The following is a 24,148-nucleotide window of genomic DNA, read 5'->3' as shown; positions in this document are numbered from 1 at the left end:
AAGCAGAGGAGATCCGAAGCCCATGCACGACTACGATGTCAATGATGACGAGGGCAGCAGCAAGAAGGCCAAGAACAAGTCGGGCAAGCTCATCAAGGAGTTCGACTGTCCGTCCTGTGAGGCCAACAACCCCACGGAAGAGCCGCTCGCGAACGGAATGGAGGTCAAATGCAACTACTGTGGCAATGACTTCCTGGTGTCCTACTCCGAGTCGGGCAAGGTCAAGTTCAAGGAGCTGTAGCTGCTGAGGGCCTCAGGCCCGCTCGCCGAAGATGGCGGTGCCCACGCGGACGAGGGTGGCGCCCTCCTCGATGGCCAGCTCGAAGTCGTGCGTCGTCCCCATGGAGAGGCCCGCGAGTCCCTGTGCGCGGGCCAGCTCTCGCAATTGCCGGAAGAAGCCGCGCGCCTGCTCCTCGTTCTCGGTGGGCGGCGGGAGCGCCATCAGCCCCTCGAGCTTCAGGCCCGGCAGGGTGCGCACCTCGTCCAGGAATGCTCCCAACATGTCCGGGGTGAGCCCGCTCTTGCTCTGCTCGCCGCCGATGTTCACCTCGGCGTAGCAGGGCAGGGGAGCATCGGCCCGGCGCTTGGACAGCTCGCGCGCCACATCCAGCCGATCCAGCGCGTGGAAGGCGTGCGCGGCCTTCGCCACGTACTTGACCTTGTTCGTCTGCAGCGGCCCGATGGCGTGCCAGCGCAGGCCCTGCAGCCCAGCGAGTTCCGCCGCCTTGTCCCGGAGTTCCTGTGCGTAGTTCTCTCCGAAGTCGCGCTGCCCGGCCTCGTAGGCCTCGCGGATGAGCGCCGAGGGCTTGAGCTTGGACACGGCCAGCAGCGTCACCGACTCCACCGGACGCCCCGCTCGCGCGCATGCCGCGGCCACCCGGGCTCGGATCTGCGCCAGCCGATCGGCCACCTCGCTCATGGAGCCCTCCAGGGAAGGGGAACGCCCGCCTGGGTGAGGAGTTCCAGGGTTTCTCCCAGGGGCAGGCCGATGACGTTGGTGGGGCTGCCCTCTATCCCAGACACGAGGAAGCTGCCCTTGCCCTGCATGCCGTAGGCCCCCGCCTTGTCCAAAGGCTCACCGGTGGCCACGTACCAGTCGATCTCTCCCGCGGAGAGTGTCCGGAAGGTGACGCCGGTGCGGATCACCATGGAAGACTCGGCGCGGCCCGCGAGCGCTACACCCGTGTAGACAGCGTGGGTCCGGCCGGACAGCCGGGTGAGCATGTCCCGGGCCTCGGCGGGGTCGACAGGCTTGCCGAGCAGCTCAGCGCCCATGGCCACGGTGGTGTCGGCCGCCAGCACCCAGGCACCGGGGAAGCGCCCGGCCACGGTACGGGCCTTCTCTCGGGCCAGCCGCAGCACGTACACGTCCGCCGGCTCTCCGGGCAGGGGCGTCTCGTCAATGTCCGCCGCGGACACCGTGAAGCGCAGCCCGAGTTGGGTGAGCAGATCTCGCCGCCTGGGGGAGCCAGAAGCAAGGACGAGGGACGTGGGATCCTCTAGAGTGGTCATGGTGAAAGGTCGGAAGCCCTTAGCAGAACTGCGCCTCGGAGTGGACCTCGGATGAACCCCGCTGATCTCCTGTCGGCCATGAAGCGGACGGTGGAGCAGTTGGCCGCGTTCAACGAGATGGCCAAGGCGCTCACCTCCACGCTCGAGCTGAAGGAGGTCCTCAACCTGGTGATGCAGAAGGTGAGCGATCTGCTGCACCCTCGCAACTGGTCGCTCATCCTCCAGGACGAGCGCACCGGAAAGCTCTACTTCGAAGTGGCGGTGGGCGACGGTGCCGAGGCCCTCAAGTCGCTCCAGATGCTCCCCGGCGAGGGCATTGCCGGCACGGTGTTCTCCACGGCCACGGCGCGGCTGGTGGATGACGTGGGCGGCGACCCCTCGTTCGCCCCGCGCTTCGATCAGGCATCTGCCTTCCGCACGCGCTCCATCCTCGCCGTGCCGCTGATTGCCCGAGGGCGGGTGCTGGGCATCATCGAGCTGGTGAACGGCCCGAAGGATCCGCCCTTCACGCAGGATGATCTCACGACGCTGACGGCCATCGCGGACTACGCGGCCATCGCCATCGAGAACGCTCGGAACTTCCGCCGGGTGCAGGAGCTAACGATCACCGACGAGCACACGGGTTGCTTCAACGCGCGGCACCTGCGCTCGCAGCTGGATCACGAGGTGAAACGCTCGCAGCGCTTCCACCACCCGCTGTCGCTCGTGTTCCTGGACCTGGACCGCTTCAAGGTTGTCAACGACACGCATGGCCACCTGGTGGGCAGCGCGCTGCTCAAGGAGGTGGGCGAGCTGTTGATCGCGTCCAGCCGTCAGCTCGATCTGGTGTTCCGCTACGGCGGTGACGAGTTCGCGCTGATGTTGGTGGAGACGGATCCCGATGGCGCGATGACGATTGCCAAGCGCGTCCGGGACGCCTTCCGCGCGCGGCGCTTCATGCAGAGCCACGGGCTCGAGATCCGTCTGACGGCGAGCCTGGGCGTGGCCACCTTCCCGGATCACGCGCGCACCGCCACGGAGTTGGTCCGCGCGGCGGACTTCGCCATGTATGCCGCCAAGGCTCAGGGGCGCGATGAGGTCCACCTCGCCGAACGAGTCCCCACCGACCCCAATGTGGAGCCGGCGCGCTGAGTCGAAACGATTCGGATCCACCGTGTTTCACTGGGCTTTCCAGTGATTCACGCACCCTGCGCGTAATTTTTCTCGCGAGCTGTGGAAGTCACAGAAGGCGTCAGCAGCGCTCGGTACGATTGCGAACAGACCAGGGATGCCCCCTGGCCTGAGCCCGGGTGCGTGCCTCCATGGAACTCAACTACGACGCCAAGAGAGCCCAGATCAAGCAACGCCTTGCAGAGTGGGACAAGCGGCCCGACTCCGACTTCGAGCAGTTCCAGATGACGCGCCAGCAGGCCACGAGTCTCATGTGGGAGACCTGTGGCCGGCTCGTGTTCCCGTGGGATCCGGATTACGACTCGCTTCGGGCCATGGTGTACCCGAACTTCGAGAACGTGCGCCCCGCGGTGATCGCCGTCTGTGAATCCGTCCACGACGTGCGCTGTTTCATGCGCTTCATCCGCCAGCAGCGCGATGCGAACCCCTCCTTCCGGTGGACACCTCGTTCGGGTGGCCACAGCACCGCGGGCTACTCCACGGTGCAGGGCGGGTTGATGTTGGACCTGCGCGGCCTCAACAACATCTTCGTCCAGCCCCAATTGAGGCTCGTCCACGTGGGGCCGGGCGTGCAGATGCGGGACTTCTACCGCACCACCCATGACTATGGCTTGTTCGCTCCCGGCGTCAGCTGCCCGGACGTGCCCATCGGCGGGATGATGCAGGGCGGTGGTTTCGGCTTCGGCTCTCGCATGTTCGGTATGAACTGCGACAACGTCGTCGAAGTCGAGATGGTGCTCGCCGATGGCCAGGTGGTGCTCGCCAATGCCGTGCACAACGCGGATCTCTTCTGGGCCGTGCGCGGCGGTACCGGCAACCAGTTCGGCATCGTCACGCGCGTCACCTACCAGCTCTTCCCGCTGCAGGACGTAGGAGCGGTGTCCCTGCAGTGGCGCATGGGGACTGAGCAGGAGGCGGCGCAGGGAGCGCATGCGCTCGACATCCTCCAGCGCAAGTACATGGGCTCCAACCATGACCGGCGCCTGGGCCACTTGTCGCTCATCGAGTTCGGTGACAACTGGGACGGGCCCTACCTCTTCGTGCGCGCCATGTATCGAGGCGAGCGAGGCCTGTGGCAGCAACTGCTCGGCGATCTCGTCGCCACGCCGGGTTGCCAGGTGCTGTGGGAGGACATGGGCTCCTTCTACCGGATGAACAACAAGCTCATGGGCTACGCCGAGGAGCCGGATGCACTGCCTCGCGTCGCGCCCATGGCCGCGTACCCTCCGCAGGAGAAGCAGACGCGGTTCTACGACAAGCCGCTGGGGCAGGCCGGGTGGCGCCTGTTCGTGGACCACCTCCGCAGCGCCGCGACGAAGCTCAAGTTCGCTCCGCAGATGGTCATCGAGGGCGCGGGTGCCGCCATCAACGAGCGCAGCCGCGGGTTCAACGCGTACATCCACCGGCGCGCGGACTTCAACACGTACCTCAATACCTACTGGGACACGGAGGAGGAGAAGGCCAAGGCGTTCGCCTTCATGGACCGCTGGCTCGACATCGGCCAGCCGTGGACGAACCAGGAGGCCTACCAGAACTACCCGAAGTCCTACGTGACGCAGTGGTCGCGCCGCTACTGGGCCGAGTACTACCCGGTGCTCTACTTCGTGAAGCGGAAGTACGATCCGACGAACCTGTTCCGGTTCGAGCAGAGCATTGGTTCCGATCTCCACGCCGTACCGAGCTCGATGGCGACGGTCGAGGAACTGGTGCCGGACATCGCCCGGAACCTGGGCAAGTCCATCGTCACTCCGGTGGAGATGGGCGAGAAGCCCGCAGCGTGAGCCGGGCGTGAAAAGGAAGGGCCGGTGGGAGCAGAGGCTCACCACCGGCCCGAGTGCTTCAGGAGCGGCTGGGTATCAGCCGTTGCCCGTCACAGCCTGGACCACCTCGGTGTTCGTCACCACGGTGCCCTGCTTGCGCAGCGCCTTGAGGAACGAGTCCTCCAGCTCGATCTGCTTGGCGCGCCGGGCCTGCTCACGCAGCTCGTCCTTCTTCTTCGTGAACTCCTCGTCGGTGGCCTTCTGGCGCTCGGTGACCTGGGCCACCACGAAGCCCTCGCCCGCGGGGAAGGTCTGGTCCAGCACCTGCGGCCCCTGCGCCGCGAACGTCGCCGCGATCAGCTCTTTGGCCGGCCCCAGGTAGGGCACCGACTCGCCGCCCGCCGTGAAGCTGCCCGTCTCCACCGCCTCCGGGTGCGTCTCCGTCTCGAAGCGCTGGAGCGCCGGCTGGCCCTCCTTCTCCGCCGGGAACAGCTCCTGGATCTTCTTGCCCGTCTTCACCTGGGCCAGCGCCTTCTCCGCCTCGGCCTTGGCCAGGTCCTTGGCCTGCTGCTGCTTGAAGAGCGTCGTGGCGATGTCGTTCTCCACGTCCGCCAGCTTCTTGTCGGACGCCGCCTGCTTCTCCTCCACCTTCACCACGTGGTAGCCCAGCTTCGTCTCGATGGGCTCGGACACGCTGTTGGGCGCCAGGGCGAACATGGAATCCGCCAGCGCCGGATCCAGGCTGTTGCGATCCACCAGGCCCAGGTCTCCACCGGCCGCCTTGGTGCCCGGATCCTCGCTCTTCTCCCGAGCCACCGCGGCGAAGTCCTTGCCGCCCTCGACGATCTCCTTGCGGATGGCCTCGGCCTTGGCCTTCGCGTCCGCCTTCTGCTGGTCCGTGGCGCTGCCGGGCAGCGCGACGAGGATCTGCCGAGCCTTCACGCGCTCCGGCTGCTGGTACATGAAGCTGTTGGTCTCGTAGTAGTCCGAGATCTCCTTGGTGTGCGCCTTCTTGAACTCGTCCACCTGGGCGGGCGTGGGGGCGGGCACCTTGTCCGCGTACATGGTCGGCAGGAAGCGGGCGAACACCAGCTTGGCCTGGTTGGCGTCCTTCTGGTAGCGGACGCGCACCTCGTCATCGGAGACGACCGCGCCGTTGCGCACCATCTCGAGCATCTTCTGCGCGGCCAACTGGTGGCGCAGGTCGTCCTCGTACTGGCTCTCCGTCAGCCGGTAGTAGTCGCGCAGCACCTGGCGGTACCGGTCGAAGTTGAACTCGCCATCCTTCTGGAAGTCCGTGTTGCGGTGGATGATCTCCACGAGCTCGGAGTCCGCGGGGACGATGCCGTGGCTCTCCGCGGCCTGGGCCAGCAGCTCCAGGTCCACCAGTTGCTGCAGCACCTGCGGCGCGATGAACTGACGCGCGGCGGACTCGGGGATGGGGTTGCCCCGGTTGCGCAGGCTGTTGATCTGCATCGCGTAGGCGCGGTTGAAGTCGCGGAGCGGGATCTCCTTGCCGTTGACGACGGCCGCCGCACTCGTGTGCGTGATGGCGCCGCTGGACTTGCTGAAGCTCCCGGGCCCGAAGTTCAGTGTGAACACGACCGCGATGCCGATGATGAACACCAGCGAGACAACCTTCCGGGGGTTCAAACCTTCCATGTTGCTGTCGTTTCTTCGTGCAAGGCGCCGCGGAAGGTGCCTTCGTGGAAGGACTCGCGACGCGGGTTTGTTGGATGCCCGGTCGGTGGGTGGACAGTTCTTTGTCACCCCCTGAGCTGGGCCTTGACTGCCTAGGACAAGGCCCCAGAAAATGCAAGCGATTTACAGTGTTTAGCTGCCCCCTCTCCTTCCCGCTCCTCTTTCCCTACACGGGTACCTCCCCCCAGTGCTGTCGCTCCTCAAGCGGTACCGGCGCTTCCTTTTCGTGAGCGTGCTGCTGCTCTACCCGCTGTTCGCCTTCCTGGTGACCGGCCGGCGGGGCCGCGAGCCGAACTTCCTCGATCGCGCCCTTATCGGGATGACGTCGCCCCTTCAGGCGGGGCTCAACCGCATCATCGATGCGGGCGTGGGCACGGTGAACCACTACGTGGACCTGCGCGGCGTCCGGCAGGAGAATGACGCGCTGCGGCTGGAGAACATGCAGTTGCGAGCGGCGGTGCAGGCGCTCGGTGAGGCGCGGGCGGAGAATGAACGGCTGAAGTTGCTGTTGCAGTACGCCGAGAAGACCTCGGGGCCGGAGATACCGGCGCGGGTCGTAGGGGTGAATCCGGTGGCGAAGCTGTTGTCGGTGCGGATCAGCAGTGGCGAGCAGCAGGGCGTGTTCCAGGGCATGTCGGTGGTGACGCCGGATGGCATCGTCGGCCAGGTCATCCGCACGACGGGCGGCTATGCGGACGTGGCGTTGGTGACGGATCCCCAGAGCCGGGTGGGCGTGCGCGTGCAGCGCTCGCGTGCTCGAGGCACGGCGGCGGGCGCGGGCAACGGGCCGCTCAAGCTGGAGAACATGCTGCGCACCGAGGACGTGGAGGACGGCGATCTGATCATCACCGCGGGCACGGACGGGGTGTACCCGCCGGGCTTGATCGTGGGGCGGGTGGCCAACCTCGAGAAGAAGGAGCACGGCATGTTCCAGGCGGCGGACATCCTCCCCGCGGTGGACACCACGAAGCTCGAGGAGGTGTTCGTGGTGGGCAGTCCGTACCGGGATGGCGCGCCGGTGGTGGAGGGGACGCGATGAAGTTCCTGATCACCGTGGCGCTCGCGCTGCTGCTGCTCACGCTGGAGTCCGTGCTCGTGCAGCGGGCCGGGCTGGTGCTCTCGCGCATCGACGTGACGGTGGTGCTGCTGGCCTTCCTCGCCCTGCGCGCCTCGCTGCTGGAGGGCGCCTGCTCGGCCTTCGCGGTGGGCTACCTGTTGGATCTGATGAGTGGACAGCCCACGGGCCTGTTCACCTTCCTGGGCGTCTTCACCTTCCTGGTGGGGCGGCTGGTGGATTCGCTGGTGGATGTGCGCGGCCCGGTGGCCTTCGTGCTCTTCACCATGGGGGCGGACGTGGGCCACGGATTGCTGTCGGCCTTCTTCAGTTGGCTCACGGTGAAGGATGGTTCGGCCACGGCGGTGCTGCCGGGCCTGCCGCTGCAGGTGGCTCTCACGGGCATCGCGGCGCTGCTCCTCTATCCGCTCCTGCGCCGGATCGAGGCGCGCCAGGAGCGCTCCCAGGCGGGAGGTCTGCTGTGACGCCGACGCTGGGCAATTCCACTCCGGGCCGCGATCTCAAGCGGCGCTTCCTCTGGCTCGGCCTGGCCATGGTGGGCGGGATCGTCATCCTGGCCACGCAGCTCTACCGGCTGCAGATCATCCGCGGCGAGGAGTACTCGGCCAAGAGCGTGGCCAACTTCGTCAAGGAGGTCCGCCTGCGCGCGGACCGGGGCGTCATCAAGGACGCGCGCGGCACGATCCTCGTGGACAGCCGCCCTTCGTTCGACGCCTTCATCACCCCGGCCTTCTGCACGGATTGCCCTACGATCGTCATCCCCAAGCTGGCCGAGCTGCTGGGCTGGGACGCGGATCAGCGCCAGAAGGTGGAAGATCAGGTGAAGGTGGCCAAGCGCAACGCGCCGTTCCAGCCGCTGCCGGTGCGCATCGATCTCACGCGGGACGAGCTGGACCGCCTCAATGCCCGGCGCGACATCCTGGACGGCGTGGAAGTGGTGCCGGTGCCGCACCGCAACTACCGCTCGGAGACGGTGCTCTCGCACGTGCTGGGCTACATGAACGAGATCAACCAGGACGAGTTGGACCGGCTCAACGCGGATGGGGCGAAGTACGCCCTGGGCGACTACATCGGCCGGCGCGGCCTGGAGCGCTACTTCGAGTCCAAGCTGCGCGGCGTGGACGGGGTGCGCAAGGAAGTGGTGAACGCGCGCGGAAAGACCATCGAGGAGCTGAACGACAAGCTGGGAGAGAACTCCGTCATCCCTCCGCATGCGGGCAGCAACCTGGTGCTCTCCATCGACATGCGTCTGCAGGAGGAGGCCGAGCGCGTGTTCCCGGGTGTGGCCGGCGCGGTGGTGGCCATCGACGTGAACACGGGCTTCATCAAGGCGCTGGTGTCCCGGCCAGGCTTCGATCCCAACCTGCTCACCGGCCGCGTCACCCCCGCGCAGATGGCGGCGCTGGTGAAGGATCCGCTCCAGCCGATGATCAACCGAGTGGCCGCGGCGCACTACAGCCCGGGCTCCACCTTCAAGGTCGTCACCCAGCTGGCAGCCTTCAAGTCCGGTCTCTTCCGGCCGGAGACGACGATCAACTGCCCGGGTGGCTACAAGCTGGGCGCGCGCACCTGGCGCTGCCACAAGGAGAGCGGCCACGGGCCAGTGAACGCGAAGCAGGCCATGGCTTACTCCTGCGATACGTGGTTCTTCAAGGTGGCGGATACCCTGGGGCTGGATCCCATCGCGGAGATGGGCCGCGCGCTCGGCCTGGGCAGCCCCACTGGCATCGGCGTGCTGGGCGAGGTGCCCGGCATCATGCCTACCTCCGAGTATCACGATCGGCTCTCTCCCGGCGGCTACACCAAGGGCATGGCTCTCAACAGCGCCATCGGCCAGGGCGATGACAACGTGACGCCGCTTCAGCTCGCGGGTGTGTACGCGGCCATCGCCAACGGTGGCACGCTGTACAAGCCACAGCTGGTGCAGCGCATCGAGGACCTGGATGGCCAGGTCGTCGAGTCGTACAACCCGGAGGTGGTGCGCACGGTGGACATGAACCCCGCGCACCTCAAGGTGATCGTCGACGGCCTGGTGGCCGTGGCCAACGAGCCCGGAGGCACCGCGTTCCGGGCGCGGCAGAAGTACCAGGAGAGCCTGAAGGACATCGAGGTGGCGGGCAAGACGGGGACGGCCCAGGTGGTGGCGATCGGCTCGGTTCGCCTCAAGACGCACCAGATGGACTTCTTCACGCGCGACCATGCCTGGTTCGCCGGCTTCGCCCCCGTGAACAAGCCGGAGATCGCTGTGGTGGTGCTCAACGAGCACGGTGGTCACGGTGGCGTGGACGCGGCGCCCACCGGCATGGCCGTCATCGCCAAGTACTTCGAGCTGAAGCAGCTGGATGCCAACTCTCCGCCGCAGCGCTCCAATCAGCCCTACGTCCTGACGCTGCCTCCGGCTCCGAAGCTGGAGGACGTCATGCTCACTCGCGGCGTTCCGCCCGCAGGCTCTCCGAATGCAGCTCAGCATTGAACGCCGCATGGTGCCCCACGTCCCGTGGGGCCTGATCTTCTGCGTCCTGGCCATCTGCGCGCTGGGCGTGTGGAACCTGGCTTCGGCGGCCCGGCCGCCGCACGCCGGCGCGTGGTCCAGCCAGGGCGTCTACATGGCGGTGGGGCTCGTCGCCGCGCTGGTGGTGTGCCTGGTGGACTACCGCTGGATCCAGCGGATGACGGTGCCCATCTACGTGCTCAACATCCTGGCGCTGATCGCCCTGCGCTTCATGGGGCACAAGGCCAAGGGCGCCGAGAGCTGGTTCGTCCTGGGCCCGCTGCGCATCCAGCCCGCCGAGTTCATGAAGATCGGTGTGGTGCTGATGCTGGCCAAGGTCTACCACGACGACTTCCGGCCCAATCAGGAGTCCTATGGGCTCTTGCGGCTGTGGAAGCCCGTGCTCGTGGTGGCCGTGCCCGCCGTGCTCGTGCTCGTCCAGCCGGACCTGGGCACGGCGATGATGATCCTGTTGTCGTCCATCACCGTCATCCTCTTCGGCAAGGTGCGTTGGTACCTGGTGGCGGTGATGCTGGCGGGCATCATCGCCGTGGGCGGCATCATCTGGAACGACTACGTCCGCGAGACGCCCGAGCCCCACTTCACGGTGCTGCGCCACCATCTCAAGAAGCACCAGAGCCAGCGCATCTCCGGCTGGCTGGACCCTGAGGCGGACCTGAAGGGCAGCGGCTACCACGCGGCTCAGTCGAAGATCGCCGTGGGCAGCGGCGGCATGACGGGCAAGGGCTGGCGCGAGGGCACGCAGACGGGCCTGTCCTTCCTCCCCGAGCAGCACACGGACTTCATCTTCTCCGTGTGGGCCGAGGAGCACGGCTTCATGTCCTGCCTGCTCCTGCTGGCGCTCTATGGAGGGCTCTTCTCCCTCTCATTGGCGGTGGGGTTCAACGCGCGGGATAGATTCGGCGCCTTCGTGGCCGTAGGCATCACCGCGATGATCTTCTGGCAGGTGTTCGAGAACATCGGCATGGTCATCGGCCTGTTGCCGGTGACGGGCATCACCCTGCCGTTGATGAGCTACGGCGGCTCCTCCATCATGTCGATGATGATCAGCGTGGGCCTGCTGGTGAACATCAGCATGCGCCGCCACATGTTCTGAGCCGGCTCAGAAGGCCCGGCCAGCGAGGATGGTGCTGGCCACGGTGAAGTAGATGACCACGCCGGTGACATCCACCAGCGTGGCCACGAAGGGCGCGGACGCCGCCGCGGGATCCAGCCCCAGCCGCCGCAGCAGGAACGGCAGCATGGAGCCGCACAGCGTGCCGAACGTCACCACGCCTATCACGCTGAAGCCCACCGCGATGCCCACCCAGACGTAGTGCGGGCCGTAGAGCTGTTCGCGCCCCGGCCATAGGACGATGCGCAGCGCACCCAACACCCCGAGGAACACCCCCAACGCCACGCCGCTGGTGCTCTCGCGCACCGCCACGCGCCACCAGTCCTTCAGCGATACGTCTCGCACCGCCAGTGCGCGGATGATCAGCGAGGTGGCCTGTGAGCCGGAGTTGCCTCCCGAGGAGATGATCAGCGGCACGAAGCTGCTCAGGAACACTGCCTGGGCGATGGCGTCCTGGTAGTGCGCCATGGCCGTGGCCGTGAACATCTGCCCGAAGAAGAGCACCGTCAGCCAGCCCACCCGCTTGCGCAGCATCTCCGTCAGGCCGATGTCCAGGTACGGCGCCTCCAGGGCCTCCATGCCGCCCATGCGCTGGATGTCCTCGGTGGCCTCCTCCTCGGCCACGTCCAGCACGTCGTCCACGGTGATGATGCCCAGCAGCCCCCCCTGCGAGTCCGTCACCGGCAGCGCCACCCGGTCGTACTTCTCGAAGAAGGTGATGATCTCCTCCCGGTCCGCCGTGGCCGGGATGCTGACCAGCTGCCTGTCGTGGATGTCCGAGATGCGCGTGTCCGGTCTTGCCAGCACCAACGCTGCCAACCGCAGGTCGTCCAGCAGCCGGCCCCGCTCGTCGACGATGTAGAGCACGTTGAGCGTCTCGCGTCCCTGGCCGTGGGTGCGCACGTACTCGATCGCTGCGGACGCTGGGAGGTTCCCCGGGAGCGTCAGGAACTCCGGCGTCATGTAGCGGCCGGCGCTGCGCTCCGGATAGCCCAGCAGCTCGCGGGCCACCTTCAGCTCCGCCGGCGACAGCGTGGTGAGCACCCGCCGAGTCACCTCCGCCGGCAGCTCCTCCAACAGGCGCGTACGGTCGTCCGGCGCCATCTCGTTGAGCACGTTCTTGAGCTCTTCGTTGCCCAGCGTGCTCACCAACTCCGATTGTTGGTGCGGCGGCAGGTACTCGAAGGACTGCGCCGCCATGTCTCGGGGCAACAACCGGAAGAGAACGCCGCTGTCCTTGGCGGGGAGATCCTCGATCACCTCCGCCACGTCCGCAGGGTCCATCTCCGTGAAGGCCTCACGCAGCGAGTTCCAGTCACGAGCCTGGATGAGCTCGTCGAACTCGGGCTTGAGGAGGTTTCCCAGCATCACACTCTCCGCGGGCGATGGAGCCAGCGCATGGTGTATGAATCGCGCCAGTTCCGGTACGGGATTCTTTCAAGGCCGCGGAGGCAACGATGCAGAGGAAGGGTGCCCAGAAGGGGAGGAGCCCGGCAGGTTCCACGCGCCCCTCCGACGAGGCCACGGGCTCCTCGTCCACGGCGCCAGCTGACGAAGAGACTCAGGGCGCGCAGTCAGCGGCCGAGGCTTCGCCCACCGAGCCCTCGGCGAAGGGCTCCTCGGGTCCGCCTCGAGAGAGCCGGCGCCCAGGCGTCAACGTCCCCCGAATCTCCCCGCCCAAGGCCGACGAGCGGCGCACGGGAGGGCGGGGGGAGGACGCACGGAGAGCACCAACGAAGACGGCTCAGCCCACGCTGGCGCCCATCATCGAGCCTCAGGTGAGCAACGAGCCGGAACACCGGCACTTCCCCCGGGCCCGGGTTGCCACGCGCTTCGAGATCTGGCGGGAGCAGGGCGGACAGAGGACGTTCTCGGCCATCCTCATGTCTCAGAACGTGAGTATCAGCGGGGCCTTCCTGGAGAGCACCTTCTTCCTGCCCGTGGGCACGGAAGTCCAGGTGCGCTTCACCCTGGAGGAAGGCTCGGAGCCCGTGCAGGCCCGCGGCGAGATCGTCCGCGAGGAGCGCACGGACACGGGCGGCCGCTCGGGGTTCGGCGTCCGCTTCGTGGAGTTCTCCGGCCAGACCGAGGTGTCCCTGGCCCGGCTCTTCCTCGGCATGCGGCTGCGGAGCTTCGCCGAGGAGTACCTTCAGTCCCGCCGGGCCCGCTCGCTGCCCAATGAGCTCGAGCGGGTGGTGGATGTACTCGCCGCGTGGGAGTTGCTCAAGGCCACCTCCCCCGGCGATCCGTGGCGCGGCGAGTAGCGCGCCCTCAGGCGCTCTTGCCCGCCGCCAGCATGCGGCGCCGCTCGGCCTGGTAGTGCGCCGAGCACAGGCCCTTGGAGCGAGACTCACGCCCGCAGCCGGGCACCGTGCACAGCCGCTCCGGGGGCACCGGGCCGCCCACCACCACCTTCGGTGGACGCCCGCGCCGGCGGATGGGGGCTGGTGGCCCGTTGGGCGCGGAACTCAGCCCGCTGTTGTGGAGCGCGCGTACCACCCCCTGACCAATGGCGATTCCAATTGCCTCAGCCCAGTTGGCGAGCGCCGGCGGCAAGGCGGTGGAAGGAGGGGAGATGGCATTCTTTCGCTGGCGGGTCGTCATTCAGAAAGCTCCAAAAAGTCAGAGATACCTGTTTAACCAAGGAAGAAAAGTTGAACTGCTTATTTGGCCTTTAACGTGAAATCTGTCAACACACGGTTGATGGGTTAATCCTGACTCTGTTCACACTGACAGCACTCGCAGATCGGGTAGCGCGGCCAGTTGCCGTGAGACCTACCTGGTGGGTCTGCTCAGGCTCGTACGGTGGGTACCCTGCGGGGAAGACCCCGAGAGGACGTGTAGGAGCGGATTGAGCCAACAGGCCAGCCGGAAGCAAGCATCACTGCCGGAGGACAATTTGGCGGGGATGACACACCGGTACAACCGTCATCTCCGTAGACCAGGAGCGGCACACAGACGCTACCAGGAGCGTGAGCGAGATCTGCTCGAGCGCTCCGAACGTCGGGCCGGACGTTCCTGTCGTCACAATAACTCCACCCGAGTGAGGCGCCAGGCCTCGCTCGGGTGAAGGTACAACATTATCTAGGCGAACGCCTTGTCGATGGCGTCCTTGATGCGATCGCGGGGCGCCGCGCCGACCAGCTGCCCCACCACCTTGCCGCCCTTGAAGACGAGCAGCGTGGGAATGGAGCGGATGCCGTAGTCCTGGGCGGTCTGCTGGTTGTCGTCGACGTTCACCTTGGTGAACTTCACCTTGCCGTCCAACTCCTTGGCCAGGGCCTCGACGGTCGGCGCGATGGCCCGGCACGGGGCACACCAGGTGGCCCAGAAATCCACCAGCACGGGCTTGTCGGACTCGAGAACTTCCTTGGAGAAGTCTCCGTCCCCGATGTTCTTCACGATGTCACCTGCCATGAGTCACTCCTTCACAGGCCGCTCGACTGCTGGGCCATCCTCTGGCGCGTCCTCTAGTACGCAGCGCAGGGCCCTGCAAGGATCGGTCGGGCCGTACCCATCCTAAAAGGTGAGATGCGGACGATGGGCAGGGGTTTCGAGCAGGCAGGGGCTACGAGAGACAGGCTCCCCGCGCGGGGGTGATGTAAGCTGGTGGACGTGATGAAGCTCTTTCTTCCCCAGACACAGCTCGAGGAATGGGCCCTGGGAGATCAGGCCGACCTCAAGGACGGCCACCTGGTGGTGATGGCCGAGGGCGGGGGCAGCTATCCGGCCGTACCCGCAGTGCACTTCGTGCAATTGGTGAGCGGGGAGGACACCCACAAGCTGGTGGCCAAGGTGAAGACCGAGGCGCAACTCGCCAGCCTGGGCGCCGAGCAGATGGCGGACTCGGTCATCCTGGGGGAGTCGGCCTACGAAGTGGTTCCGGGTTATGTCACCGAGGTCGCCGTCGCGCCCCGGCCTGGCGACAAGAAGCCCAGTAACGAGACGGACCTGTTGGCCGCCTTCATCCTCAACAAGATGGGCTGACCGGACGGTCGCCCGGGGTTATGTCGCTGCCGCCATGAACGAAACCCTGGTCTCGCTCGCCTGCCACGCCTACGGCTTCGCCGCTCTGGTGTACCTCACCTACCTGGCGCGCCAGTGGATGGCGCTCGCCACAGTGGGGCGGGTGCTGGTGGGCCTGGGGCTGGCCCTCCATGCGGCCGCCCTCTTCCCGGTGTTGGCCTCCCAGGGAGGCATGCCCGTGGGCGCGGCCCAGGGGTTCTCTACCCTGGCCTTCCTGCTGCTGGCGCTGGGGTTGATCCTGGATCTGCGCTACCGCAAGCCTGTCATTGGCGCGTTCATCACCCCGTTGGCGGTGGCCACGCTGGTGCCGGGGCTGTTGCTGCGGGCCGGCCAGGCGCCGTTGTCTCCCGGGCTGCGCCAGCCGCTGCTGAGGATGCACATCTCCATCGCGCTGGTGGGGATGGCGGCCTTCGCCGTGGCGGCGGGTGTGGGCGTCATGTACCTGCTGATGGAGCGGCAGGTGAAGGGCAAGCGCTTCGGGCTGTTGTTCTCCCGGCTGCCCTCGCTCGAGTTCCTGGACACGCTCAATCGCCGGCTGGTGGTGGTGGGCTTCATCGCGCTGTCCATCACCCTGGCCACGGGGGCCTTCTTCGTCGCGGGCTCCAGCCAGGGGCTCACGTGGATGATGGACGCGAAGGTGGTGGCCACGGTGGTGGCGTGGGGGTTGTTCGCAGGGTTGGCGGCGGCCCGCGTCTTCGTGGGCTGGAGGGGGCGGCGTGTGGCGCTCTTGACGATGGCGGGCTTCGGGCTGGTGCTGGTGTCATTCCTCTCGTCGTATGACTTCACCGCCGGGGGGATGCGCTAGCCATGGAGCTGATCTGCATAGGCTTGTCCCACCGGACAGCGCCCCTGACGGTGCGCGAGCGGCTGGCTTTGCCGGAGCCCCGGCAGGTGGAGGTGCTCCAGCAGCTGGCGCAGGCACCGACAGAAGCGCTGCTGGTCTCCACGTGCAATCGGGTGGAGTTGTACGTGTCTTCGCCGGATCTGGCCCAGGCGGCGGCCCGGGCTCGCGAGGAGCTGAGCCGGCTTGGGGGCCCGGAGGCGCTCGATCACCTCTATGAGCACCACGGGGCCGGAGCGCTGGAGCACCTGTTCCGCGTGGCCTCGAGCCTGGACTCCATGGTGGTGGGCGAGGCGCAGATCCTGGGACAGGTGAAGGAGTCCTTCGAGCTGGCTCAGGGCGCGGGGGCGGTGCGCGGCGGGTTGACGCGGGTGTGCGCGGCGGCCTTCAGCTGCGCCAAGCGCGTGCGCACGGAGACGGCGATTGGCCGGGCGGCCACGTCCATGGCCTCGGCGGCGGTGGCTTTGGCCACCAAGGTGTTCGACGAGCTGTCGGACAAGACGGCCCTGGTGGTGGGCGCCGGCGAGATGGGAGAGCTGGCGGCGCGGCACTTGAAGCAGGCGAAGGTGGGGAAGCTGATCGTGACAAATCGCACGATGGCTCGCGCCGAGGCTCTGGTCGCGGAGGTGGGTGGCACGGCCCGGCCCTTCGAGGAGCTGAACGCGTTGCTGAAGGAGGCGGACGTGGTGGTGTGCTCGACGGCCTCTCCGGTGGCGCTGTTCACGAAGGAGAACGTGGGCGCGGTGGGCAGGGCACGCCGGTTCCGGCCGCTGTTCATGGTGGATCTGGCGGTTCCGCGAGACATCGATCCGGATGTGTCCTCGCTGGACTGGGTGACGGCGTACGACGTGGACGACATCCAGAAGTTCGTCGCGGAGAACGAGGCGGCGCGGGCCGAGGAGGCGCAGAAGGCGGGCGTCCTGGTGATCCAGGAAGTGTCTCGCTTCATGAGGGATCGGGCGGTGCGGGATGGGGTGCCGGTGCTGGCGCGGCTGCGGCAGCGGGCAGAGCAGATTGCCAAGGCCGAGGTGGAGAAGACGCTGGCGGCCATGGGCGACGGGCTCACGGAGAAGCAGCGCAAGAGCATCGAGGCGATGGGGCGCGCCATCGTCAACAAGCTGCTGCACGAGCCCACCACGCGGTTGCGCGCCGTGGGCTCCGAGAAGGAGGAGGGCAACCGGCTCGCGGGAGCCGCCGCCGAGCTGTTTGGTCTCGCGGAGGAGGCGGCAGCTCCGGTCGATGCTGTGAGTGTTGCTCCCACGGCGGTGAGTGGAGGCAAGCGATGAGGCGCACGGTGCGGATCGCCACGCGGCAGAGCCCGTTGGCGCTCTGGCAGGCTCGGCACGTGGGGGCGCTGCTGCAGGCCCGTCATGCGGGGCTGGATGTGTCTCTGGTGGAGATGACCACCGAGGGCGATCGGTTCCTCTCGGCGCCCCTGTCGTCCGTGGGTGGCAAGGGGCTGTTCGTGAAGGAGATAGAACAGGCGCTGCTCGATGGGCGCGCGGATATCGCCGTGCACAGCCTGAAGGACATGACGTCCGTGCTGCCCGAAGGGCTGGTGCTGGCGGCGGTGCCCGCGCGAGAGGATCCGCGCGACGCGTTCTGCAGCCCCAAGGGGCTCACGCTGGACACGCTGCCGCAGGGGGCGCGGGTGGGCACGTCCTCGCTGCGCCGTAGCTGTATCCTGCGCGCGCGGCGGCCGGATGTGGAGATCGTCAGCCTGCGCGGCAACGTGCAGACGCGGCTGCAGAAGACGAAGGAGCAGGGGCTCGCGGGCGCGATGTTGGCCTACGCGGGGCTCAAGCGCCTGGGGCTGGAGCAGGAGATCACCGAGGTGCTGTCTCCCGCCGTGAGCTTGCCGGCGGTGGGGCAGGGCGTGCTTGCGATCCAGTGCCGGACGAATGACGCGGATGTGCGAGCCCTGCTCGCGCCGCTCGAGGATGCAGTGACGCGCGTGGCGGTGACGGCCGAGCGGGCGCTGCTGGCGAAGCTGGAGGGCGGCTGCAAGGTGCCCATGGCGGGCCATGCCACGGTGACGGACGGCGTGGTGCACCTGCGTGGCTTCGTGGGCCTGCCGGATGGCTCGAAGGTGGTGCAGGGCGAGGCGCGGGGGCCAGTGGCGAGTGCGCACTCGCTGGGCGAGGCGCTTGCGGCGGATCTGCTCTCGCGCGGCGCCCAGGAGATCCTCCGCCAATTTGGTGGCGTCGGGTCTGCGCCGAACCCCTGAGTTCTCTGTCCCAAGTGGGGTTGGGGTATGTGCGCCCTGACCTATGCTTCGGGCCCATGGACGACAGGAGACGCGCACGAAGACCGCAGCCGGTGTTGCTCCTGAGCTTGTTCTTGGCGTTCGGTGGAACGAGCTGCGCGAGTGGTGCTCCGGGGCGTAACCCGATGACGGGCGTCATCACTCCTGAGTATTTCCGCTTCCGGGAGGTGGTCCCGGATGACGACCCAAGCGAGCCGAGTGGCGGGTGGCGGGTGGCGGGCAGTGTGCATCCTGGCTCAGATCAAGCACGGGAATTCAGGGGCCAAGACGGCCTGCGAATTTGAGGTCGGCGTGCCGCTGAGGACCAGAAAAGAAGGGGAGATCTCGCTGGAGGTGGCCCAGTTCGCCGCTGCGTCCATGGCCAACCGCGCAGCTCGCGAGGTCATGGCGGATGCTCAACCCGGGGAGATGCTCGCTGTGCTGTGCAAGCGCTTCAAGGTCATCTACCAAGAGATGTTGAGAGCCAAAATCACTGGTGCACGGGTGAGACAGTGTGAAGAGCCGGGCATCGAAACCGTCCCGTTCGGCATCACGGGTGAGGAGCCTGCTGCATGGAAGAGCTGACGGAGGTGGGGCTGCTGCACCTGGCGCGGCAGTACTACCCGACGGGCTTTCCGGTAGAGAAAGACGAGTATTTGCCGGGTGGAGGGCTGCCCTACCAGCGCACGCCTGAACATGCTCGGTGGCGTGCCGCGTGGGACAAGGCGATGGCATGGCCCGACTGGCAGGACCTGCGGCGAGAGATGCGCAGGGAGTTTGGGAACAACAAGGCGGATTGCACTCAGCCTTGGGGACCCGCCTGCCGCCGCTGTTGTGTCTATGTGGAGTGCCCGCTGCCGGACGGCACCCAGAGGGTGCTCCGTGTGGCGGCGGCCGCCAGCATCCTGACGCCACTCTACCTGACGTACTGCACCACCGAGGTCGTGAGGGGCCGAGACCGGCTCCGCTTCCAATTCTCCTTTGAACCGACGGAAGAGGTGCGCGAGACCACGGCTCGACTTGCAGCGCTGGTGGAGCGAGTGCTGGGTTACCAGCGGTTCCCTCTCCACTTCGCTCGTGTCCCCGTGCATGGCATTCGTATCGAGCATGTTCCTATGGGGCGGGAGCCAACCCTACTCGATGCGCTCTTCGACGATGAAGACGATCTGGCGAACCTGCCGTGAGCGATATCATACCTCATGGGTCGGGCATGGCGCGGAGAACTGGGGTAGAGTCCGCGCCCGTGGAAAAGCGACTCGAAGGCAAGCGTGTGTTGGTGACCCGTCCCAAGGAGCGGGTCGAGGAACTGTGCTTCCTCCTGGAGGATGAGGGTGCGGAGGTGCTGAGCCTTCCCCTGCTGGAACTTCAGCCTCCGGAGGATCCCCGGCCCCTGGCGGCCGCGGCGGAGTCCATCCAGCGCTACCACTGGGTGGTGTTCGCCAGCCCCTCGGCCGTGGAGGCGCTGATGGAGGCGCTGCGCGAGGCCGGCACCGTGGACCGGCTCAGCCAGGTGCGCGTGGCCGCGGTCGGGCCTCGCACCGCTCGGACTGTCGAGAACTACGGCCTCAAGGTGGCCGCTGAGCCCGCCGAGCCCACGGGTCTCGGCCTCTATGAGGTGCTTCGTTCAGAACTCCACCCCGAGGATGAGGTCCTCCTGCCCGCCGCAGAGGAAGGGCGCCGGGAACTGGAACTGGCGCTGCGCGAGCACGGCGTCCGCGTCACTCGCGTCACGGCCTATCGCACCACCCCGGCTGTGGTACCTCCCGAAGCCCAGGAGATTCTCCGGACTTCACCGCCAGACGTGGTGCTCTTCGCCTCGCCGCGCACCGCCGAAGCCTTTCTGGAGTCCGCCAGCCGTGAGCATCTAGGACAGGCCCGAGTGGTGGCCATTGGCCCTACCACCGCAGGGGCATTGGCCCGGCTGGGCATCGAGGTGGCGGCGGTGGCCGAACGTCCCACCTCCGAGGGGCTCGTCGACGCCGCGATCCGAGCCATTCACGGGTAAGCTGCGGCTCCAATGAACTCCCCCCGCCTCTTGGGGCTCCTGCTCGTGCTCGGCCTGCCCGTGCTCGCCTGGGGCTCCATGCCGCAACAGACGCTCGCTCAGCTGACGCTCGGCGCGGACCGCGTCGTGCTCGCGCGCGTCGTGGACCAGCGCGTCAATGTGCCCCAGGGCAACGTGAAGCAGATGACCACCATCTCCCAGTTGGAGGTGCTCGAGGAGTACCGTGGGCGTGGCCCGAGAGCGCTGGAGCTGGTTCAGCTGGGCGGGCGCAGCGGATTGTGGGAGTCCCATCTGGCAGGGGATGCGAAGCTCGCGGCGGGAGAGACGGCGCTCATGTTCCTGCGCTGTCCGGATCCGAAGGCCGCCGCGCAGTGCGTGCTGGTGGGGCTGGCCGCAGGGAAGCAGACAGTGACAGCAGGCGAGGGCGGGCGGCGGGAAGTCGAGGTGCCTGCCCAGGTCAAAGGCGGCCCCATCCGGCGGCCGCTCGATGAAGTTCTCGAGGAAATCCGGCGGGCGACTCCGCCCCCGGTGCAGCAGGAGAGGGGTAAGCGATGAATCGCTGGATGCAGTGGACCGCAGGGCTTGTGCTGATGGTGCTCAGTGCCACGGCCTCCGCGCAGAACGCCTATGACTATCTGGGCTACAAGATGCTCAACACGCGGGACTATCCGTTCCGCTACTACATCGATGCGCGCCCCGCCGCCCTGACCAAGGTCGGCATTGCCCTCTCGGAAGTCGAAACGGCCACCAAGGCCGCCTTCCAGTCCTGGGAGGACGTGAGCTGCGCGTACCCCGACTTCGCTTACGCGGGGCCCACCACCTCCAACACATCCATTGATCCCAACGACGTGGGCAACCCCTACGACACCTTCAACGTGAGCACCGTCTGGGTGACCAGCTCCAGCGACAAGTACTACGCGATGGCGCTCCAGTCGGGGCAGGTGCTCTCGGGCACCATCCCGCTCACCTACGCGGGCTACCTCTATCAGTGCGACATCTTCCTCAACGCGGTGACCGCCCGCTGGACCACGCTGCCGAACACGCCCGCCAGCCAGGAACTGTACGATCTCCAGACGGTGCTCACCCATGAAGTGGGCCACTGCCTGGGGCTCGGGGATGCGTACTACACGAATACGGCGGTGATGCACCCGGACTTCCCCCTGGGAGGCAACCGTCGGGTCCTCGATCCCCAGGACGTGGAGGAGATCTGTAGCTACTACCCGGAGAATGGCGCGGTGGGCTCCCCCTGCTCGGCGAGCGATCCGTGCGAGGGCGGACTGACCTGCATCCCCTTCAAGAGCCCGAGCGGAGTGACGCTCTACAACTACTGTTCGAAGAGCTGTCCGGGCGTCACGAATGGCGAGTGTCCGAACCCCTTCGTGTGCCGGACCTCCAACCTGATCCCCAGCGCCTCGAAGGCCTGCCTGGCGGTGCCGGGCGAGGCCATCACCCAGGTGGGCAAGCCTTGCAGCGACTCCACCGATCCCGGGACGGATTGTGGCTCGGCCCGAGCGATCTGCCAGGGGCCCGTGGCGCTGCCCTCGGGCGGAACGGCATGGGTGGAGGGCTATTGTACGGAGAGCTGTGTCGGAGGCTCCTCGGCCAACCAGTGCCCGGGAGGCTCGGTGTGCGTGGAGTTGGGGGCCAACGACCGCTGCCTCAAGACGTGCCGTCCGGGTTCGGGTGACTGCCGCGACGGCTACACCTGTTCGCCGCTGCCCGAGGGCAATGTCTGCGTCCCCAGCTGCTACCAGAACGTGGACTGCAACGATGGGAACAGCACCGCCTTCATCTGCCGCACGTGCGATCGCGTCTGCATCGAAAACAAGGTCTCCGGGCGCTCGGTGGGAGATCCCTGCTCCACGAGCGACCAGTGCGGCCCGGGGCAGATCTGCTTCTTCATGAACAGCAATGCGCAGGGCATGTGCACCCAGACGTGCAACACGGCCCAGTGCAGCTGCCCGAATGACAGCTCCTGCAAGAGCGTGGGCCCCGACCGCGTGTGTTTGAAGAACTGCGCCGCGGGCACCTGCACCGCGCCGCTCGTCTGCAACCCGGTGGGTAGCAGCAACAGCTTGAGCACCGTCTGCACGCCGGCTTGCCGCAACGACAGGGATTGCCCGACTGGCTTCGAGTGCTATGCCGGCCGCTGCGAGGATCCCACTTACGTTCCGGACGCCGGGTGCACGCTCTGCAACGACGGAGGCACTCCGCCGCCGCCTCCTCCGCCCCAGGATGGAGGCACGTCGAACCCAGGTCCGAGCACCCCGAGCGGGTGTGGCTGTGGCGAGGCTCCTGCTTCGGCGCTGGTGTTCCTGGGGGTGCTCGCGCTCGTGCTCTTCGCCAGGAGGCAGCGCTCGTGGCCGCACCGGTAGGCAACCTCACCCGCGGTCAGGCCGACTTCAGCACGCCCTTCGTGCTCGAGGCGCTGGTCGCCCAGGGCCTGCTCAATGCGCAGCAGGCCCAGGAGATCCTCGCGCGTGAGCCGGCCGCACGCGCCCGGGTCCTCAAGGCCAAGGCGCAGGTGGGCTCCAAGGAGGCGGCACGCTATGACGTGTCGCCGGTGGAGATCGTCGCCGCCTTCCAGGTGGCGCTGCCTGAGAACCGGGGTGTGCTCGACGAGGACCGGGTGACGGAGGCCGCCGCGCGCGCTGCGGGCATCCCGTACCGGAAGATTGACCCGCTCAAGCTGGACATGGGGCTGGCCACGCGCACGGTGTCCCGGCCCTTCGCGCAGAAGCATGCACTGTTGCCGCTGGAGCGCTCCGCCCAGGGGCGGCTCGTGGTGGCGGTGGCCAACCCGTTCGATCGAGAGCTGTTCGAGAACCTCTACCGTCTGGCCGGCATGCCCATCGAGCCGGTGCTGTCGGCCAAGTCGGACATCCTCAAGTCCATCGCGGAGATCTACGGCTTCAAGAAGACGCTGGCCCGGGCAGCGGACGACTTCGCCGGCTCGCCCCAGCTCACCAACTTCGAGCAGTTGGTATCGCTCAGCGGCACGCAGGAACTGGATGCAGCGGACAAGCCGGTGGTGCAGGCGGTGGACTACCTGCTGCGCTACGCCTTCGACAACCGCGCCTCGGATATCCACATCGAGCCCAAGCGCGTCCAGTCCCACGTGCGCCTGCGCATCGATGGTGTGCTGCACACCGTCTACACACTTCCTTCCGGCGTGCACCCGCCCATCGTCTCGCGCGTGAAGATGCTCTCGCGCATGGACATCTCCGAGAAGCGCAAGCCGCAGGACGGGCGCATCAAGACGGAGCGTGAAGGCCGAGAGGTGGAGTTGCGTGTGTCCACGCTGCCCACGGCCTTCGGAGAGAAGGTCGTCATCCGTATCTTCGATCCGGACACGTTGGTGCAGGACATTGCCCAGTTGGGCTTCGAGCATGACGAGAAGGACTCCTTCGAGTCCTGGATCGATCAGCCGCACGGCCTCATCCTCGTCACCGGCCCGACGGGCAGCGGAAAGACGACCACCCTGTATTCGGCGCTCAAGGCAGTGGCCGGCCCGGACGTGAACGTCACCACCATCGAGGATCCCATCGAAATGGTGTGGGAGGGCTTCAACCAGGTGCAGGTGCAGCCCAAGGTGGGCCTGGACTTCGCCGGGGCGCTGCGCCACATCCTCCGCCAGGATCCGGACGTCATCATGGTGGGCGAGATCCGCGACGGAGAGACGGCGGAGAACGCCATCCAGTCCGCGCTCACGGGCCACCTGGTGCTCTCCACGCTGCACACCAATGACGCGATTGGCGCGGTGGCCCGCATGAAGGATCTCGGCGTGCCGCCGTTCCTGCTCTCGCAGAGCATGGTGGGGCTGATGGCCCAGCGCCTGCTGCGGCGCATCTGCGTGCACTGCGCGCAGGAGACCTCGCTCACGCCGGACGAGCTCACGGCGCTGATGGTGCCCATCCCCTTGCTTCCCGGGGGCGTGAAGCTGCGCAAGGGCACCGGGTGCGTGCGCTGCCGCGGCACGGGCTATTTCGGACGCACGGGCGTGTTCGAGATCGTCAGCATCGGGGCGGAGATGAAGGAGCTCATCACCCAGCAGGCGCCCTACCATGACCTGGTGCAGGCGGCACGGCGTGCGGGGATGCGCACCCTGCGCGAGGCGGGCGTGCGCAAGCTGGCCCAGGGGCTCACCACGTTCGATGAGGTGATCCGGATGACCTCGGTGTGAGACG

Annotated in this window: 24 protein-coding genes; 18 read left to right on the top strand and 6 right to left on the bottom strand. The window is 67.1% G+C overall.

Annotation, left to right across the window (positions count from 1 at the left end):
* Positions 1-22: 22 nt before the first annotated feature.
* Entirely contained in the window at positions 23-241 is a 219-nt protein-coding gene (locus KY501_RS31285) for a hypothetical protein (RefSeq protein WP_224367294.1), read from the top strand.
* A 12-nt stretch (positions 242-253) separates the two neighbouring features.
* On the opposite strand, the gene KY501_RS31280 is transcribed toward KY501_RS31285, so the two are convergent.
* Together KY501_RS31280 and KY501_RS31275 are read right to left on the bottom strand one after the other, a co-directional pair.
* Entirely contained in the window at positions 254-919 is a 666-nt protein-coding gene (locus KY501_RS31280) for a YggS family pyridoxal phosphate-dependent enzyme (protein WP_224367293.1), read from the bottom strand.
* Positions 916-1,512 (bottom strand): Maf family protein, encoded by a 597-nt coding sequence (locus KY501_RS31275; RefSeq protein WP_224367292.1) that lies wholly within the window; start codon positions 1,510-1,512, stop codon positions 916-918. The genes KY501_RS31280 and KY501_RS31275 overlap by 4 nt, the downstream gene beginning before the upstream one ends.
* Before the next feature lie 51 nt (positions 1,513-1,563).
* On the opposite strand from KY501_RS31275, the gene KY501_RS31270 reads away from it, so the two are divergent.
* Both KY501_RS31270 and KY501_RS31265 read left to right on the top strand, forming a co-directional pair.
* Positions 1,564-2,643 carry a sensor domain-containing diguanylate cyclase gene (locus KY501_RS31270; protein WP_224367291.1) on the top strand — a complete coding sequence of 360 codons (1,080 nt, stop codon included), beginning with the start codon at positions 1,564-1,566 and terminating at the stop codon, positions 2,641-2,643.
* A 170-nt stretch (positions 2,644-2,813) separates the two neighbouring features.
* The gene (locus tag KY501_RS31265; protein WP_224367290.1) at positions 2,814-4,463 is read left to right on the top strand and encodes an FAD-binding oxidoreductase; all 1,650 of its coding nucleotides are present in this window, start codon (positions 2,814-2,816) and stop codon (positions 4,461-4,463) included.
* A 75-nt stretch (positions 4,464-4,538) separates the two neighbouring features.
* On the opposite strand, the gene KY501_RS31260 is transcribed toward KY501_RS31265, so the two are convergent.
* Positions 4,539-6,104, bottom strand: coding sequence for a peptidylprolyl isomerase (locus tag KY501_RS31260; protein ID WP_224367289.1), 1,566 nt, complete (start codon positions 6,102-6,104; stop codon positions 4,539-4,541).
* Between the two features lie 226 nt (positions 6,105-6,330).
* Between KY501_RS31260 and mreC the strand changes: the two genes are divergently transcribed.
* From mreC to rodA, 4 genes are read left to right on the top strand one after another with little or no spacing between them, the layout of a single operon-like run.
* Positions 6,331-7,182 carry a rod shape-determining protein MreC gene (gene mreC / locus KY501_RS31255; protein WP_224367288.1) on the top strand — a complete coding sequence of 284 codons (852 nt, stop codon included), beginning with the start codon at positions 6,331-6,333 and terminating at the stop codon, positions 7,180-7,182.
* Positions 7,179-7,682: a hypothetical protein gene (locus KY501_RS31250; RefSeq protein ID WP_224367287.1), complete on the top strand. Its 504-nt coding sequence runs from the start codon at positions 7,179-7,181 to the stop codon at positions 7,680-7,682. The genes mreC and KY501_RS31250 overlap by 4 nt, the downstream gene beginning before the upstream one ends.
* The gene (mrdA, locus tag KY501_RS31245) at positions 7,679-9,691 is read left to right on the top strand and encodes a penicillin-binding protein 2 (RefSeq protein ID WP_224367286.1); all 2,013 of its coding nucleotides are present in this window, start codon (positions 7,679-7,681) and stop codon (positions 9,689-9,691) included. Before KY501_RS31250 ends, mrdA begins: the two co-directional genes overlap by 4 nt.
* Positions 9,675-10,826, top strand: a complete 1,152-nt coding sequence (gene rodA, locus KY501_RS31240) for a rod shape-determining protein RodA (RefSeq protein ID WP_224367285.1) — start codon at positions 9,675-9,677, stop codon at positions 10,824-10,826. Before mrdA ends, rodA begins: the two co-directional genes overlap by 17 nt.
* Positions 10,827-10,832: 6 nt before the next feature.
* Here the strand turns inward: rodA and mgtE are convergent, their stop codons facing one another.
* Positions 10,833-12,212, bottom strand: coding sequence for a magnesium transporter (mgtE, locus tag KY501_RS31235; protein WP_224367284.1), 1,380 nt, complete (start codon positions 12,210-12,212; stop codon positions 10,833-10,835).
* A gap of 89 nt (positions 12,213-12,301) precedes the next feature.
* Here mgtE and KY501_RS31230 point away from each other — a divergent pair, with 89 nt between their 5' ends.
* A complete protein-coding gene (locus KY501_RS31230) occupies positions 12,302-13,108 on the top strand; it encodes a PilZ domain-containing protein (RefSeq protein WP_224367283.1) in 807 nt (268 codons plus the stop codon).
* A 7-nt stretch (positions 13,109-13,115) separates the two neighbouring features.
* On the opposite strand, the gene KY501_RS31225 is transcribed toward KY501_RS31230, so the two are convergent.
* Together KY501_RS31225 and trxA are read right to left on the bottom strand one after the other, a co-directional pair.
* Positions 13,116-13,448: a hypothetical protein gene (locus tag KY501_RS31225; protein ID WP_224367282.1), complete on the bottom strand. Its 333-nt coding sequence runs from the start codon at positions 13,446-13,448 to the stop codon at positions 13,116-13,118.
* Between the two features lie 480 nt (positions 13,449-13,928).
* On the bottom strand, positions 13,929-14,261 hold the full coding sequence (gene trxA / locus KY501_RS31220; RefSeq protein ID WP_224367281.1) for a thioredoxin: 333 nt from the start codon (positions 14,259-14,261) through the stop codon (positions 13,929-13,931).
* Between the two features lie 201 nt (positions 14,262-14,462).
* Here trxA and KY501_RS31215 point away from each other — a divergent pair, with 201 nt between their 5' ends.
* From KY501_RS31215 to KY501_RS31170, 10 genes are all read left to right on the top strand, one after another.
* Positions 14,463-14,831 (top strand): hypothetical protein, encoded by a 369-nt coding sequence (locus KY501_RS31215; RefSeq protein ID WP_224367280.1) that lies wholly within the window; start codon positions 14,463-14,465, stop codon positions 14,829-14,831.
* 34 nt (positions 14,832-14,865) lie between these two features.
* Positions 14,866-15,675 (top strand): cytochrome C assembly family protein, encoded by an 810-nt coding sequence (locus tag KY501_RS31210; protein WP_224367279.1) that lies wholly within the window; start codon positions 14,866-14,868, stop codon positions 15,673-15,675.
* 2 nt (positions 15,676-15,677) lie between these two features.
* Positions 15,678-16,997 (top strand): glutamyl-tRNA reductase, encoded by a 1,320-nt coding sequence (hemA, locus tag KY501_RS31205; RefSeq protein WP_224367278.1) that lies wholly within the window; start codon positions 15,678-15,680, stop codon positions 16,995-16,997.
* The gene (gene hemC, locus KY501_RS31200) at positions 16,994-17,938 is read left to right on the top strand and encodes a hydroxymethylbilane synthase (protein ID WP_224367277.1); all 945 of its coding nucleotides are present in this window, start codon (positions 16,994-16,996) and stop codon (positions 17,936-17,938) included. Before hemA ends, hemC begins: the two co-directional genes overlap by 4 nt.
* Before the next feature lie 261 nt (positions 17,939-18,199).
* Entirely contained in the window at positions 18,200-18,541 is a 342-nt protein-coding gene (locus KY501_RS31195) for a hypothetical protein (RefSeq protein WP_224367276.1), read from the top strand.
* Positions 18,529-19,140: a hypothetical protein gene (locus KY501_RS31190; RefSeq protein ID WP_224367275.1), complete on the top strand. Its 612-nt coding sequence runs from the start codon at positions 18,529-18,531 to the stop codon at positions 19,138-19,140. Before KY501_RS31195 ends, KY501_RS31190 begins: the two co-directional genes overlap by 13 nt.
* Before the next feature lie 59 nt (positions 19,141-19,199).
* The gene (locus tag KY501_RS31185) at positions 19,200-19,961 is read left to right on the top strand and encodes a uroporphyrinogen-III synthase (RefSeq protein WP_224367274.1); all 762 of its coding nucleotides are present in this window, start codon (positions 19,200-19,202) and stop codon (positions 19,959-19,961) included.
* 12 nt (positions 19,962-19,973) lie between these two features.
* Positions 19,974-20,516 (top strand): hypothetical protein, encoded by a 543-nt coding sequence (locus KY501_RS31180; RefSeq protein WP_224367273.1) that lies wholly within the window; start codon positions 19,974-19,976, stop codon positions 20,514-20,516.
* Positions 20,513-22,336: a matrixin family metalloprotease gene (locus KY501_RS31175; RefSeq protein WP_224367272.1), complete on the top strand. Its 1,824-nt coding sequence runs from the start codon at positions 20,513-20,515 to the stop codon at positions 22,334-22,336. Before KY501_RS31180 ends, KY501_RS31175 begins: the two co-directional genes overlap by 4 nt.
* Positions 22,321-24,144, top strand: coding sequence for a GspE/PulE family protein (locus tag KY501_RS31170; protein ID WP_224367271.1), 1,824 nt, complete (start codon positions 22,321-22,323; stop codon positions 24,142-24,144). The genes KY501_RS31175 and KY501_RS31170 overlap by 16 nt, the downstream gene beginning before the upstream one ends.
* Positions 24,145-24,148: the final 4 nt, after the last annotated feature.

The sequence above is a fragment of the Hyalangium versicolor genome, assembly GCF_020103695.1.
GTDB lineage: Bacteria > Myxococcota > Myxococcia > Myxococcales > Myxococcaceae > Hyalangium > Hyalangium versicolor.
This window is presented reverse-complemented; position numbering and strand designations above follow the sequence as displayed.